The following is a 14,335-nucleotide window of genomic DNA, read 5'->3' as shown; positions in this document are numbered from 1 at the left end:
GGCTGAGACGGCACCCTAGGAAAGCGAAGCCATTAAGTATTGTCAATAAAATAGCCAGTAAATGAGTTTTTGTAAGCTCATTTACTGGCTATTTTTTCTAGGATTTGTGTCCCAGTCTGTCTCTTTTCGCCAAATTATCTTATTACAGCGCCTTGTGCTTGTAAAGCTGCTAAAATTTTATCATGTACTTTTGTGACACGTTCATCTGTTAATGTATTTTCTGTATCTAAATAATTCAAGCGAATCGCAATAGATTTCTTACCTTCACCTAAATGTTCCCCTTCGTAAACATCAAATACTAATGAATCTTGAAGAATATCATCACCATTACTATGGATTGTTTCTAACAACACTGATGCTGGAACATCACTTGTGACCTCTAAGGCAATATCCCTAGTCACTCCAGGGAATTTAGGGATTGGTTTATAGTTAATGTAGCCAACTGCTACTTCCATTATAGTATGATAGTTTAATTCAAATACGTATGTGCGATTTAAATCATTCTCCGCAGCTAATTGTGGATGCAATTCGCCAATAAAACCAATATCTTTACCTTGTAAAGATATGATTGCTGTTCTACCAGGATGTAACCCACTAATTTCACCGGCTTTATAACTGAACTCGAGATTTAACTTTTCCGCGACACGATCTACAACGCCTTTGGCAATATAGAAGTCAACAGCTTCTTTTTTATTTTGCCATGTATTAACTACATACTCACCAGTTAATATGCCGCTCAAATATTCTACCTCCTCTGGTAATTCACCTTCATCATTACCAAAGAAAACGCGTCCTATTTCATACAATTTGACATCTTTATTTTTACGCGCCACATTATATGCAGCTGCTTCGATTAAATGTGGTAATAAGCTTTGACGTAAAGTGGAATGCGCTTCACTCATAGGCATTAATAAGCTAATTGTTGGACGTGTTTGTAAAGCAAAATCTTTCGCATGATCTTTTGAAACAAGTGAATACGTAATTGCTTGGTCTAAACCAGCACCTTCTAATGTTTCTTTTACTATACGCGTTTTATGCTGACGATCTGTTAATTCGCCACTTGTGACATCTTCAAAAACGGGCATTGTTGATGGGATGTTGTCGTATCCGTATATCCGTGCAACTTCTTCAATCAAATCTTCTTTAATCGTAATATCTTTACGGCGTGATGGTACATTGACTGTTAATTCGTCACCATTTTGTTGTGTTTTAAAGCCTAATTGTTCAAAAATAGCTTTTATTTCACCACAAGATAAGTTAAATCCAACTGTTTTGTTTACTTTTTCAGCAGTGATTTTAATTGGTGTCACAAATGAACCTAAATTACCTGCAGACACTCGGCCTTGTAATACGTTACCATCTGCATATGTTTGAAGTAAGTAACATGCTCTATCAACAGCTTCATCGACAAATTCAGTTGCAATACCTTTTTCAAAGCGACTAGAAGCTTCACTACGCAAGTTTAAACGACGAGATGTATGACGAATAGAAACCGGATCAAAGATAGCGCCTTCTACTACAACATTTGTTGTTGTTGCTGTAACTTCAGAAAAATCTCCACCCATGACGCCTGCTAAAGCGATTGGTTCTTTGCTATTTGAAATAACAATGTCACTATTTACTAAGGTACGCTCTGTATTATCTAAGGTAGTCATAGTTTCATTTTCATTTGCTTGGCGCACAATTATTTCTTTAGAGCCAATGTGATCTTGGTCAAACATGTGTAATGGTTGACCGTATTCTAATAAGACATAATTAGAAATATCTACAACGTTATTGATTGGACGAATACCTGCTTTAATTAAGCGCATCTGCATCCAAATTGGAGATGGGGCTATTGTCACATTTTTAACTATTCTTGCACTGTAGTATGGCACTTTTTCAGGATTATCAATAGATACTGATAACTCATTTGATGTGGATTCAGAAATTTCATCACTTTGTGTATGAGGTTTCGTCATTTTAGTTTTATATAGCGCTGCTACTTCATATGCAGTACCAATCATGCTTAATGCATCAGCTCGATTCGGTGTTAAATCAAATTCCATCACTTGGTCATTTAAGTAAAGTGCTGTTAAAGCGTCAGTCCCAGGTTCAATTGGTTCAGTAAAAACGAAAATACCATTTTCATATGCTTTTGGAACAACATTACTGGAAATACCAATTTCTTGTAATGAACAAATCATTCCTTCTGAACGTTCGCCACGCAACTTAGCGCGTTTAATTTTAATGCCACCAGGTAAGCGTCCACCAACTTTAGCGACGATAACGTGTTGTCCCGCTTCGACATTAGGTGCGCCACATACAATCTGAACAGCTTCTTTTTCACCAATATCTACTTGACAAATATTTAATTTGTCTGCATCAGAATGTTTCTCCTTAGATTGGATATATCCTACAACTAAGTTCTTGATATCTTTGGTATAGTCGATTATGTCATCTACTTCAATACCTGTGCGAGTAATACGCTCTGCTAAATCTTCAATAGCTACACCTGCATCAACATAATCTTTTAAACATTCATTTGAAATCAACATTACAATTCACCTCTATCTTCTACAGCTTTAAATTGATCAAGGAATCGTACGTCATTAGTGTAGAAATGACGAATATCTTCAATACCATATTTTAACATCGCGATACGATCTGGCCCCATACCAAAGGCAAAGCCAGAATATACATTCGAATCAAATCCAGCCATTTCAAGTACGTTTGGATGCACCATACCAGCACCTAAAATTTCAATCCAGCCTGTATGTTTACATACGTTACAGCCTTTACCTTTACATTTAAAACAAGATACATCAACTTCAACGGATGGTTCTGTGAATGGGAAGTAACTAGGGCGAAGACGAATTTCACGTTCTGCCCCAAATAACTTTTTAGCCAATAATTCTAATGTGCCTTTTAAGTCACTCATTTTAATATGTTTATCAACGACTAACCCTTCTATTTGAGTAAATTGATGACTATGTGTTGCGTCATCTGAGTCACGTCGATATACTTTACCAGGACAAATAATTTTTACTGGGCCTACACCATTACGTTTTTCCATCGTCCGTGCTTGAACTGGAGATGTATGAGTGCGCATTAAAATATCATCTGTAATGTAGAAACTATCTTGCATATCACGCGCAGGATGTGACTTAGGTAAGTTTAATGCTTCAAAATTATAATAATCTTGTTCAACTTCATAACCGTCAACAATTTCATAACCTAAACCTAAAAATAAGTCTTCAATTTCTTCAATCGTTCTTGTTAAAGGATGTTTAGAACCTATGTTGATTTTACGACTTGGTAATGTAACATCAATCGTTTCTTCAGCAAGTTGTTGGTTCAATTTTTCATGTTTTAATAATGCTTGTTTTTCTTCTAATTCATTTTGAATGGTTTGTCTTAATTCATTTACCTTTTGACCATAGGCAGGTTTTTCTTCATTAGGTAAATCTTTCATATTTTTCATTAGAGCACTAACTGAACCTTTTTTACCTAAATATTTAACTTTTACATCTTGTAATTCGCGTTCATTTTGAGCTTCATTAATATCAACTAATGCTTGTTGTTTTAATTCCGCCATTGAATCCATCTGAGTCATATAAATGACACCTCACACTTTTTATTTTTAAACTTAGTTTTCGAGCATAAAAAAAGACTTACCTCCCTATATCTTGGGACGAAAGTCTTCCGTGGTACCACCCAAATTTATGTCATTATAAAATAAGACGCTAAGCCTTACTTTATTTTACATACACTTGTTCTGCATTGTTAACGAAGATACGCGCTCCGACTTAAATCTCTTTAAGTAACCAAAAAGATGAAAGTAACTAATCGAAATTGGAATAAGTTTCAGTCACGCTTATTCTCCCTGCACAATTCGTTCTACTAGTTAAGGTCTTTTTATTGGTTTATCATTCAATTTTATGAGTACTTGTCATCACTATACTTTATTATATACATCTAAGTATAGCCGATTTTAAACAAACGGGTCAACCTTTCAAGTGGTAAAGTAAAATACTTCCAGCAATTGCAACATTTAAACTTTCTGCTTTGCCATAAATTGGAATAATTAAATTTTTCGTCGTATGTTCTAACAACGCGTTATTTACTCCATCCCCTTCATTACCAAGTAGCAGTGCAAATGTTTCTTGGGGGTCAAGATTTTTATATGACACAGCATTTTCTAGTGCAGTACCAAATACAGGACCTTCGAACTGCTTTATAAACCCTTGTAAGTCTGCAGTCACCACAGGGATATGGAAGACACTACCTTGACTAGCTCTAAGCACTTTATCCTGATACGCATCTGCTGTTCCCTTTTCCATAACAATAAGGTCTATACCGGCAGCATCTGCTGTACGAATTAATGTTCCTAAATTGCCAGGATCTTGAATGCGGTCAATGAGTAATACTTGTTTTGCATGTGTTACATCATAGTTTGGCTTTTCAATTACTGCAAAGAATCCTTGAGGTGTAATTGTACCTGATAATGTTTCTGCCACTTTCATATTAATTTGAAATGTTTCTTCTGCATAATCTATTAATGCTTGTTCTGTTCGCTCTGGTTCAATAATAAATAATTGTTTAATCGTCAGATTACTTTGATAAGCTTCTTCAATTAAATGAATACCTTCAATGAGTGCTTGTCCCGTTTTATCACGTTCACGTTTCTTTTTAAGTTTATTTGCATTTTTAATCTTACTATTTTGTGCAGATGTAATTTGTTCCATTAAAACTCTCCAATTTTATGTAATTATGGTTGTTATATGCTTCGTCCTATATATTAGCACAACGTTGATGAACATTCAGTTACATTAATATAAAGATTGTCATTTCAATCGTATCAAATTATTTTTAAACTACGTAGTATGATTCTGCAGTCCATTCTTGTAATGTATTTATAAAAACACATAAAGAAACCCAATGATTTGTTGCCATCATTGGGTTTCTTTATTATTCATATTATTTTAGCACTATGCTAAAATTATTTGCTAACAACTTCTTCACCATTGTATGAACCACAATTTTTACATACACGGTGAGATAATTTGTATTCGCCACAACTTGGGCATTCAGTCATACCAGGCACTGAAATTTTGAAGTGTGTACGACGTTTGTTTTTTCTCGTTTTAGACGTTCTTCTTTTTGGTACTGCCATGATTTATCCTCCTTAATATTAAAGCCAGTTAATTCTAAATGTCAGATTAGTTCCTAATTATACTATAACAAGACGTAATCTGCTATTACTCTTTATCATATAATTGTTGTAATTTCTGAAGCCTAGGATCAACTTGCATTGTTTCCGAAGATTTATCTTCATCACCCTTTGCAAGTTCAATCAATTGATCTTCGTCAATAACTTCCCAGCCGTTACCTTCTGTTAACATCTGATTGCTGTTATCAGAATATGCACGCATGGGTTTCTCAATTATGACTAGCTCTTCTGCAATATCTTTAATGTTTATCATACCATCAGTGGCTAGATGATAATGTTCATCAAGCTCACTTTCATCGGCATAATCATTATATCCCTCTAAATCAAATACTTCCGAAGTTGTCACATCTAGTGGCACTTCAACTGGTTCCAATGTACGTGCACATGGCATCGTATATGTCCCAGTTACATGCATATCTGCAATCACTTCATTCGACTTAACATTAAGTTGACCTTCTACATGAATCTCAGACAAATCAATAAGACCTAGCGATTCCTTTAAGTGATCAAATTTCGCTGTTTCATTAAATTCAAAGGGCTGACCTTGATATTTTCTTAATTGTGTTATTGACCATTTCATATGGCTTCACCTCTAACAAGCACAAAATTTATTTTAACTTTCTCTACAAGAGTTGTCAAGATTTTTTCTTAACATCAAAGTATCTGTTACAATACTTATGATGAATACTGAAAGGACGAATTGCAAATGAAAAGTGTTGGACTTATAACGGAATATAACCCATTTCATAATGGTCACTTGTATCATGCCCGACAATCAAAAAAACTGTCCAATGCCGATGTCACCATTGCATTGATGAGCGGACAATTTGTAATGCGTGGCGAACCAGCAATATTCAATAAGTTTATTCGTGCCGAGATGGCCTTAGAAGGCGTCGATTTAGTTGTTGAACTTCCTATAATTGGCAGTCTATCTTCATCAGATTACTTTGCTAAATACGGTATATTGCTTGCCGATTATCTAGGCATAGATACGATTTCATTTGGTAGTGAAAGTGCCAATATTGAGGCGTTGACTAAAATAGCTCAAGATATTCAACAATTTGAAACAAATCCAAAGTATAGGGCTCAAATCAATAACGGTAAAAGTTACCCACGTGTTTTAAGTGACCATTTTAATCAACATCACATTTTACAAACTCCAAATAATATTTTAGGACTTAGTTATTTAAAAGCTATTCATAATTTTGCACCAAACATTAATGCTATGACGATTGAACGCTTAGGTACATATCATCATCAATCATCAATTGATCACCAAACATTGGCAAGTGGTAGTGCAATTCGTCACGCTTTAAATTCAAATGACGCACTTTGGAAACAAGTTGTACCAAATCACATGTGGCATCTTTATGAGCAGCCACAAATGACAAAAGAAGCATTGTTTCCTTATATTCAATATGCTTTAATTACACAATCATCGGAAGACTTAGCACAAATATACACAATCAATGAAGGCTTAGAACATCGTTTACAATCATTGATAACTAAAGCACACAATTTAGATAGTTTCATAACCCTCGTTAAAACGAAACGCTATACATACACGCACATTCAACGTGCCTTAATGAACATCGTACTCAATATACGCCAACAAGATGTTCCTACTAATATAAAAGCAGCTCGTATTTTAGGCATGACTAACAAGGGTCAACAATATTTGAAGTATCTAAAAGCACAATTTCCAGAGCGAAATTATATCACAAATATAACAAAGAAAACTGCGCCCTTTTTCACGCAAGAAATTAAAGCTACGCAACTTTATAATTTATGTACCCATAGTACTCAAAATGATTTTAACACGCCTGTTATTCGAAAATAATAGCGCTATACCGATGACAACCCCTTTTGAAAGCTCGTTAAATAGTACTTTCAGAAGGGGTTGTTTACATATTATTTAAATTTTTCTTTCAATGCAGTTGCTACGTTAGGTGGTACAAAATCACTTATATTTGCTTTATATTGTGCTACTTCCTTAACAACACTTGAACTAATGAAGGAATAATTTGTACTTGTCATCATGTACATCGTTTCAACATCACTATTAAGCTTTTTGTTCATAGATGTTAATCGCAATTCATATTCAAAATCACTAACCGCACGTAAGCCTCTAATAATTGTTTTAGCACCTATTTGATCACAAAAATCAACAAGTAATCCATCAAAATGATGGACCTGAACATTAGATAAATGTTTTACAGACTCCTCAATAAGTTCAATGCGTTCATTTACCGTAAATGTGCCAGCTTTATTACTATTTTTCAACACACAAACATGTAATTCATCAAATCGTCCCGCACTACGTTCAATAATATCTAAATGTCCGTACGTGATTGGATCAAAACTTCCTGGAATAACTGCCTTTGTCTTACCCATTTTTATCTCCTTTTTCTAACAGCAACGTGTCTGTTAAACCATAATGATAGCGTTTAAGCTCTTTGAATGATTGTATAGCAATATCTTCTTGATGACTAAACTCACAGATGATGATACCACTTTCTTTTAACAAATTAAATGTTTCAATTTGAATTAAAGCTTTATCTATAAGTCCTTTATTGTATGGCGGATCTAAAAAGATATAATCAAATTGAATATCCCTTTTATTTAAAGCTTTTAATGCTCTATCTGCATTATTTTTGTATACTTCAGCTTGTTCTGTTAAGTCTAATTGTTGTAAATTCGCTTGAATTACTTTGATTGCTTTAAAATTCTGATCAACAAAGATTACTTTATCCATTCCACGTGACAAACCTTCAATACCAAGCGCACCACTTCCAGCAAATAAATCTAGTCCAAGTCCACTTACATTGTGAAGACTATTAAAAATGCCTTCTTTAACTTTATCCATTGTTGGTCTCGTGTTTCGACCTTCTAAACTTTCAAGTGCTTTACTTTTATGTTTACCAGCTATCACGCGCATGTTAATACACTTCCATTTCATCTTGTGTTTTACTATAATTTGATTAAAAAAGGAGAATTACTTAACTAATGAAACAATCATTTATCGTTCTTGGAGAAGGGTTGACTGACCTGTTTGAATTTTTAACACTGATAGATTATGACCATGCTCGTGTAGATAAAATAATGTACTTCCACACGCCAGAATCTGAAAAGCAACAATCATCTGTAGCACTCGTTATGCAACCTACTGAAGGCCATCATTTTCAAGCTATGTATATCATGCTTAATGCGATGTCTTATCCTTATCCAGAAAGTAACAAAAAGTTTCAGATGATTAATGAGAAAGCTGAACAATATAATATTCAAACGATTGGTGTTGATGTTCAGCCTATCGAAGCCTTTCACGATTTAGACCTATACTTTAAATATCTAATCAGCATTTTGCGTTTACAAAATTGGATACCACCACTCCAATGATATTTAAACTATTGAATTAAAGCGTTTCGTGCTTTTCTTTTTCATATGTTTTCTTTAAGTATTTATATGGCGAAGCATCAATGTGCCGAACGTATTTCATTTGCATCAGCTTATGCACAATTACATCTGCATCAACTTCATTAATATAAATAATGACATATCTTTCTTGCTTATTTGTATGAACAATATGTCCGTATTTTCGCAGCTGTCGCTCATGTTTAATGTGTTTTAAATAAACAGTCAAACTCGTTCTAGGTATTAAGTTCATTGTTTGTCATCACTCCATTTATTTATGCATTCATTATCATATCATGTCTTAATATTTTAGAAAATAACTTCGTCCTAATACGAAATAAAGTACCTTTACTGTTACCTAATATATAAATTTGATACGCTTATATTAATACCTTTGAGGAGGCACTATATATGTCAATAAAAAATAAACGTTTAATAAACTGGGGATTAGCTGGAATAGGTATTATGAGTGGCCTATTATTCTATAAACGACAACAATCCCAACAACAGCCAAAGACGATTCCACCATTCTTCCAAGGACGTTCACCTTATATTTTTGCACATCGAGGTGGCATGGCCGTAAGACCAGAGCAAACTCAACTTGCATTTGACCATGCTGTATCTTTTGATGTAGATGGTTTCGAAACAGACGTACGCCTTACTAAAGATGAAAAACTCATTGTTTTTCATGATGCTACAGTTGATCGCACCACAAATGGTTCAGGTAAAGTAAGCGAACATACTGTAGCTGAATTAAAAAAATTGGATGCGGGTTATCATTTTACAGATATAAATGGAACCACACCTTATCGTGGTCATGAGAAAACAGCTATTCTAACATTTGATGAATTACTAAAATTATATCCAAACATGCGAATTAACGTTGATTTAAAAGATCATCCAGGGAGCTATGAAGGATCTATTGCACCACAAAAGATGTTTGACGATATTTTAAATAATCAAGCGCAAGACCGTGTATTAGTTACAAGCTTCTATAGTAAACAAATTGACAGGTTCAATAAAATAGCGCAAAATTCAGTTGCAATTGGCGCTAGTCAAAAGGAAGTCGCAGAAGGATTTTTGAAGTTCTTTAGTGGCACTGCACGTAGCTTTCACCTACAAGCAAATACTTTCCAAATGCCAACACATTTCAAAGGCATACCATTAACTTCTCGTCGCTTTATCCAGTGGTTAAATACCCTTAATATTGTACCGGGATATTACGGTATTAATAGCATTGATATGATGCATGATTTATATTTAAAAGGTGCACACACACTGGTAACAGATCGGCCTGATCTTGGAAAACAATTTAAGGATTCATTAACGATGAAATAAAATATCGTGAAAAACCTTCAAATGTTTGACTGCTATAGTCTCACTTGAAGGTTTTTACTATATATGTTAATTATATTCTAATTCTACTTATAACGAGCACTTGCATGAACCTCCTGATGCACAACCATGCTCATCCGTTTGGAAAAAGGGATTTCCTGCCTCAATTTTCACATTTGCAGATACTGCATGTGCGATTTTGCTTATAAGTTCATCTATTAAATTTTGTAACTTAACTTCCTTAACTTTATAGTCCATCACAACCGGAAGCATTTCATAAGCACGTTTGCGACGCCGTGTTTCTAACATTATAGTTTGATAGTCAGGATGGTATCGGCCAAAACGCATGACTTCATCATACATATGTTTATGTTTTAAGAAAGCTTCATACATGAGATGTGCTTCATCATCACGATTTAGCTTTAATTGAGCCTCTTTAAACTGATAATATATTTCTGAATCAGTAACCATATCTGATAACTTTTCGATTTCATCTAAAATATAACCCATTTCTTCTGTGTACATCTTTGGCCTACCTCCTTTATTTATCTTCCACAAAAATAAGTGAGTAGTAATTTTTCATAACTTCTCCACCCATTTCATTGTATTTTTTATTCAATAATCTTGAGCGATGTATATCCGAATTCATCCAACTATGGATGAGTGTTGGGACATCATCAAAATCATAACCAACATTTTGACTTGTTGTTTTAAATTCAATATTTTGATTCTCTAATTGATTTCGTAACGTATCTTCAGTAAATGCTACACTATCAGAATCTGTTGCATCATATAAGTTAATTGCGGCGATATGGGCAATATCACTATTAACACGCATCGGTTTAATTCCTTTTAGTTTACGTATTTCATTAGTTATTTCATAAAGTGTCATAAGCTGATTTGGGTTTTGCTCAAAAGGAATATCTGCAGAATGCTTGATGCGAGACTTCGATGATTGTTCATCATCTTCTAAACGATAAGGTTTAAAAAGTGCAAGTGCCTCTTTATCTAAATAACGTATTCCCATAATATCATTCGTTTGTTGATCAACATAAACTTGAGCATAATTTTCACCATATTTTATCAATGTTTGAGTTTTCAAATCTTCATCTGATAATTCAAAATGATATATCCTATTATTAACTTTAAATGTTGGATCAGGGTTAATACTCGTATTCTCAAAAATTCTAGCTGCACTATCATTAATTTTTAAAGGGGCAACATTGGCATTTTCACCCGTAGCATAAACCGATTTAATACGCTTATCTCTAACTAATACAACATAATAAGCATCTTGTTGTTTAAAAACATAGTTTTTATAATGATCACTATATCGATATGACCGATCTGCCTGTCCAAACTTTTTAGTTAAATAAGAGATGTCTTTTCCTATCCAAGTGCCAATCCCTTCTTTAGGCTTAGGATTTCCATCATCTTTTTGATTGTTTTGATGTGCACTTTGATCTGAACGACTCGTATTAGTAGATTTATTTGGATTTTCTAATACATCAAATTGTAATCGAGGTGAATAAAATAAATATATTAAAAATGTTACTAACAGCACGACACCTAATATTTTCAATAATAATTTGATTATCTTTCACCTCTTACTTAATAATATATTATAAAAATTGATACTTTAGACTACAAAACATTTTATATAAGGACTTCGGCTTTTATTGTACTTTAATTTAATCGTAATATTCAATTAAGTAGATAAAAAACTGGTAAAACAACAAGTTTCACCAGTTAATAGAGCCCCTATAGCCCAGTTGTATTGAGATTATAATCCTAACGTTGCCTTAATTACCGACGTCGTCTCCCCGCCTGGATATAATACATAAAGTAGTATATACACCGTAACACCTGTAATAGCTGTCAAAAACCAAATAACAGATGCTGTAGGACCAATTTTTCTATGAATATTAAATTTATCCTTAAAAGCAGTAATAATCTGTACTAAACCACCAATACCACCTAATGTAGCTAGGTTTATGTGGAAAAATAAAAAACCTTTATAAAATGGTCGCAATGAATCGGGACCACCAAAGTCCGTATTACCTATAAACACAGTACGTGTTGCATAAATAATAAAGAACGTTAATGCGAATACAGCAGCCCATAACATTGTTTTCTTATGAGCATTTACATGCCTATGCCAAATTTGCCACCAACCGATGGCAATTAAAATGGCACTAATTACAATACAACTCGTACTAATCGTAGGTAGAATAGGTACATTCATAAATTTCATCCTTGCCTTCAGTATTTTATATCATTTTAATTAATGAAACTACAACAACCATTACGAAAAATACTACTAAATAATTGAGCGAGTATATAAACATTTTTGTAGCCCATTTTGTTTGGTCTGTATCCTTTTTAAATGTTGTCAAACCAATGAAAAGCCATCCTAAATTTAATAAAGTAGCTAAAACAATAAATGTAGTACCTAAATTAGTGAAGAAGAATGGTAAAGGCAATAAACAAACAAGCCAAAAGAACATGCTAACACGCGTTCTTTTGATACCTTTAACGGATGGTAACATTGGAATGTTGGCTAATGCATATTCATCCTTTCTTTTAATTGCTAAAGCGTAAAAATGAATTGGTTGCCAACAAAATACCACTAAAAATAGTCCAAAAGCAGCAAGACTTAATTGTCCGTCAATAGCTGCCCATCCAATTAATGGAGGTACTGCACCAGGAAAACTACCTACTACAGTATTCCACGTTGTATGACGTTTAGACCAAATAGAATAAAATGATACATAACCAACTATACCTACAAGACCTAGCACACCAGTTGGAATATTTAATAAAAATAAACAAGCTTCCCCCACTAACATCATTCCGAAGCTTAATAGCATTAAGTTTCTATCTGAAATTCTATCATTAACGGTCGGTCGGTTTTGTTTACTTGGCATAATACGATCTATATCTTGATCGTAGTAGTTGTTTATTGCACAAGCGCCCCCCATAATCAAAGTCGACCCTATTATCATTAATATAATTTGTGGAATCGATGATAGGAAGGAATGGCTAGTCATAACGACTGCAAGCCAAGCACCCGCAAATGCAGGAATCAAATTACCTTGAACAAGACCCATTTTAATTATTTGTTGTAATTCTTTGAAAGAAACGCGACTTGAAGTGTGTGATAAAGTCTGTTCTTTATTCATATGCCCCCTCCTTAAAATTTCCATATAGTACTATGATATATTAAATATAGTAAATTGACCAGTTGAATAAAAAATTATTTGTGACACTTTATCGACATTCAAAAACTCTCTTTTTGAAAACACTATGAATGATGTATAATTGAAATAATGGCTAGAATAGAAATATGGACATTAAATTATAGTCATCCGAGGTATAATTTAGGCTAACTATTATTTAATGATGGGGTGTATAAAATTGTTTAAACAAAAAAACCTTAAATGGTTATCCGTACTAGCTGCCATAATTATGGGGTTTGTACAATTAGGTGGGGCTTTAGTAACAAAAACTGGTTCTGAAGATGGTTGTGGTGCTTCATGGCCACTATGTCACGGTGCTTTATTACCAGAAAATTTACCAATCGCAACGATTATTGAATTAAGTCACCGAGCAATGTCAGGTTTATCTTTAATCATTGTTTTATGGCTTGTTATTACAGCATGGAAAAATATTGGTTATATCAAAGAAGTGAAGCCACTATGTATTATCAGTGTCGCTTTTTTACTTGTACAAGCATTAGTGGGCGCAGCAGCCGTTATTTGGCAACAAAATTCTTATGTTTTAGCATTACACTTTGGTATTTCTTTAATTAGTTTCTCATCTGTTTTTGTCTTAATGTTGATTGTTTTTGAAGTAGACCAAAAATACGAAGCTGATGAATTATATATCAAAAAACCACTAAGAACATTAACTTGGATTATGACGATTATCGTTTATCTTACAATTTATACTGGTGCTTTAGTACGCCATACCAAAGCAAGTCTAGCTTATGGAGCGTGGCCAGTTCCATTCGATCATATTATGCCACATGGTGAACAAGAATGGGTACAATTTGTTCATAGAGGTATGGCATTGATTGCTTTTACATGGATTTTAATTACCTTTATTCATGCCGTTAAGAATTATTCAGAAAATAGAACGGTTCGTTATGGTTACACTGCAGCATTTATACTTATTATTTTACAAGTTGTGACTGGTGCACTTTCAATCATTACGCACGTTAATTTAATTATAGCTTTATTCCACGCATTATTTATTACGATACTGTTTGGTATGATTGCATACTTTATTATGTTAATGCTTCGAACAATTCGCAGCTCACATTTATAATTTTAAAAAAGGGTCTGGGACATTAAGTTCTTAAACAATGTAAAAAAG

General features: G+C 33.7%; 16 protein-coding genes. 4 read left to right on the top strand and 12 right to left on the bottom strand.

Annotated features, from left to right (window positions below; all coding sequences use genetic code 11):
• Positions 1-134: 134 nt before the first annotated feature.
• From pheT to HMPREF2864_RS08125, 5 genes are all read right to left on the bottom strand, one after another.
• Positions 135-2,537: a phenylalanine--tRNA ligase subunit beta gene (gene pheT / locus HMPREF2864_RS08145; RefSeq protein WP_070545177.1), complete on the bottom strand. Its 2,403-nt coding sequence runs from the start codon at positions 2,535-2,537 to the stop codon at positions 135-137.
• Positions 2,537-3,595: a phenylalanine--tRNA ligase subunit alpha gene (pheS, locus tag HMPREF2864_RS08140; protein ID WP_002459387.1), complete on the bottom strand. Its 1,059-nt coding sequence runs from the start codon at positions 3,593-3,595 to the stop codon at positions 2,537-2,539. The genes pheT and pheS overlap by 1 nt, the downstream gene beginning before the upstream one ends.
• Before the next feature lie 391 nt (positions 3,596-3,986).
• Positions 3,987-4,727, bottom strand: coding sequence for a TrmH family RNA methyltransferase (locus tag HMPREF2864_RS08135; protein WP_002459388.1), 741 nt, complete (start codon positions 4,725-4,727; stop codon positions 3,987-3,989).
• Positions 4,728-4,981: 254 nt separating this feature from the next.
• Positions 4,982-5,155, bottom strand: coding sequence for a 50S ribosomal protein L32 (gene rpmF / locus HMPREF2864_RS08130; protein ID WP_002435373.1), 174 nt, complete (start codon positions 5,153-5,155; stop codon positions 4,982-4,984).
• Between the two features lie 85 nt (positions 5,156-5,240).
• Positions 5,241-5,792, bottom strand: a complete 552-nt coding sequence (locus HMPREF2864_RS08125; protein ID WP_002459389.1) for a YceD family protein — start codon at positions 5,790-5,792, stop codon at positions 5,241-5,243.
• Positions 5,793-5,918: 126 nt separating this feature from the next.
• On the opposite strand from HMPREF2864_RS08125, the gene HMPREF2864_RS08120 reads away from it, so the two are divergent.
• Entirely contained in the window at positions 5,919-7,052 is a 1,134-nt protein-coding gene (locus tag HMPREF2864_RS08120) for a nucleotidyltransferase (RefSeq protein WP_002459390.1), read from the top strand.
• 71 nt (positions 7,053-7,123) lie between these two features.
• On the opposite strand, the gene coaD is transcribed toward HMPREF2864_RS08120, so the two are convergent.
• Both coaD and rsmD read right to left on the bottom strand, forming a co-directional pair.
• On the bottom strand, positions 7,124-7,606 hold the full coding sequence (gene coaD, locus HMPREF2864_RS08115) for a pantetheine-phosphate adenylyltransferase (protein ID WP_002459391.1): 483 nt from the start codon (positions 7,604-7,606) through the stop codon (positions 7,124-7,126).
• On the bottom strand, positions 7,599-8,150 hold the full coding sequence (gene rsmD, locus HMPREF2864_RS08110; RefSeq protein WP_002478348.1) for a 16S rRNA (guanine(966)-N(2))-methyltransferase RsmD: 552 nt from the start codon (positions 8,148-8,150) through the stop codon (positions 7,599-7,601). The genes coaD and rsmD overlap by 8 nt, the downstream gene beginning before the upstream one ends.
• A 68-nt stretch (positions 8,151-8,218) precedes the next feature.
• On the opposite strand from rsmD, the gene HMPREF2864_RS08105 reads away from it, so the two are divergent.
• Complete coding sequence (locus HMPREF2864_RS08105) at positions 8,219-8,608, top strand: DUF7147 family protein (protein WP_002459393.1); 390 nt, start codon at positions 8,219-8,221, stop codon at positions 8,606-8,608.
• A 16-nt stretch (positions 8,609-8,624) separates the two neighbouring features.
• On the opposite strand, the gene HMPREF2864_RS08100 is transcribed toward HMPREF2864_RS08105, so the two are convergent.
• Positions 8,625-8,876 carry a YlbG family protein gene (locus HMPREF2864_RS08100; protein WP_002459394.1) on the bottom strand — a complete coding sequence of 84 codons (252 nt, stop codon included), beginning with the start codon at positions 8,874-8,876 and terminating at the stop codon, positions 8,625-8,627.
• A 158-nt stretch (positions 8,877-9,034) separates the two neighbouring features.
• On the opposite strand from HMPREF2864_RS08100, the gene HMPREF2864_RS08095 reads away from it, so the two are divergent.
• The gene (locus tag HMPREF2864_RS08095) at positions 9,035-9,961 is read left to right on the top strand and encodes a glycerophosphodiester phosphodiesterase family protein (RefSeq protein WP_070545180.1); all 927 of its coding nucleotides are present in this window, start codon (positions 9,035-9,037) and stop codon (positions 9,959-9,961) included.
• An 87-nt stretch (positions 9,962-10,048) separates the two neighbouring features.
• Here HMPREF2864_RS08095 and HMPREF2864_RS08090 read toward each other — a convergent pair whose 3' ends face one another.
• The 4 genes from HMPREF2864_RS08090 to cyoE all read right to left on the bottom strand — a co-directional run bounded on the left by HMPREF2864_RS08090 (position 10,049) and on the right by cyoE (position 13,140).
• Positions 10,049-10,483, bottom strand: a complete 435-nt coding sequence (locus HMPREF2864_RS08090) for a YlbF/YmcA family competence regulator (protein ID WP_037545946.1) — start codon at positions 10,481-10,483, stop codon at positions 10,049-10,051.
• A gap of 16 nt (positions 10,484-10,499) precedes the next feature.
• Entirely contained in the window at positions 10,500-11,555 is a 1,056-nt protein-coding gene (locus HMPREF2864_RS08085) for a CAP-associated domain-containing protein (RefSeq protein ID WP_070545182.1), read from the bottom strand.
• 186 nt (positions 11,556-11,741) lie between these two features.
• Positions 11,742-12,203 (bottom strand): DUF420 domain-containing protein, encoded by a 462-nt coding sequence (locus HMPREF2864_RS08080; protein ID WP_002478353.1) that lies wholly within the window; start codon positions 12,201-12,203, stop codon positions 11,742-11,744.
• A gap of 25 nt (positions 12,204-12,228) precedes the next feature.
• On the bottom strand, positions 12,229-13,140 hold the full coding sequence (gene cyoE / locus HMPREF2864_RS08075; protein ID WP_002493104.1) for a heme o synthase: 912 nt from the start codon (positions 13,138-13,140) through the stop codon (positions 12,229-12,231).
• A gap of 235 nt (positions 13,141-13,375) precedes the next feature.
• Here cyoE and HMPREF2864_RS08070 point away from each other — a divergent pair, with 235 nt between their 5' ends.
• Positions 13,376-14,287, top strand: coding sequence for a COX15/CtaA family protein (locus HMPREF2864_RS08070; protein ID WP_002493108.1), 912 nt, complete (start codon positions 13,376-13,378; stop codon positions 14,285-14,287).
• Positions 14,288-14,335 lie beyond the last annotated feature (48 nt).

Origin of the sequence: Staphylococcus sp. HMSC059F04, from assembly GCF_001812565.1 — a bacterium.
GTDB classification, from domain to species: Bacteria; Bacillota; Bacilli; order Staphylococcales; family Staphylococcaceae; genus Staphylococcus; species Staphylococcus lugdunensis.
This window is presented reverse-complemented; position numbering and strand designations above follow the sequence as displayed.

Excerpts from the sequence above, each read along its gene's own strand:
- HMPREF2864_RS08125 (WP_002459389.1), bottom strand. The coding sequence starts at position 5,792 with ATGAAATGGTCAATAACACAATTAAGAAAATATCAAGGTCAGCCCTTT.
- rpmF (WP_002435373.1), bottom strand. The coding sequence starts at position 5,155 with ATGGCAGTACCAAAAAGAAGAACGTCTAAAACGAGAAAAAACAAACGT.
- HMPREF2864_RS08095 (WP_070545180.1), top strand. The coding sequence starts at position 9,035 with ATGTCAATAAAAAATAAACGTTTAATAAACTGGGGATTAGCTGGAATA.
- pheT (WP_070545177.1), bottom strand. The coding sequence starts at position 2,537 with ATGTTGATTTCAAATGAATGTTTAAAAGATTATGTTGATGCAGGTGTA.
- pheS (WP_002459387.1), bottom strand. The coding sequence starts at position 3,595 with ATGACTCAGATGGATTCAATGGCGGAATTAAAACAACAAGCATTAGTT.
- HMPREF2864_RS08105 (WP_002459393.1), top strand. The coding sequence starts at position 8,219 with ATGAAACAATCATTTATCGTTCTTGGAGAAGGGTTGACTGACCTGTTT.
- HMPREF2864_RS08135 (WP_002459388.1), bottom strand. The coding sequence starts at position 4,727 with ATGGAACAAATTACATCTGCACAAAATAGTAAGATTAAAAATGCAAAT.
- cyoE (WP_002493104.1), bottom strand. The coding sequence starts at position 13,140 with ATGAATAAAGAACAGACTTTATCACACACTTCAAGTCGCGTTTCTTTC.
- HMPREF2864_RS08090 (WP_037545946.1), bottom strand. The coding sequence starts at position 10,483 with ATGTACACAGAAGAAATGGGTTATATTTTAGATGAAATCGAAAAGTTA.
- rsmD (WP_002478348.1), bottom strand. The coding sequence starts at position 8,150 with ATGCGCGTGATAGCTGGTAAACATAAAAGTAAAGCACTTGAAAGTTTA.
- coaD (WP_002459391.1), bottom strand. The coding sequence starts at position 7,606 with ATGGGTAAGACAAAGGCAGTTATTCCAGGAAGTTTTGATCCAATCACG.
- HMPREF2864_RS08080 (WP_002478353.1), bottom strand. The coding sequence starts at position 12,203 with ATGAATGTACCTATTCTACCTACGATTAGTACGAGTTGTATTGTAATT.
- HMPREF2864_RS08100 (WP_002459394.1), bottom strand. The coding sequence starts at position 8,876 with ATGAACTTAATACCTAGAACGAGTTTGACTGTTTATTTAAAACACATT.
- HMPREF2864_RS08120 (WP_002459390.1), top strand. The coding sequence starts at position 5,919 with ATGAAAAGTGTTGGACTTATAACGGAATATAACCCATTTCATAATGGT.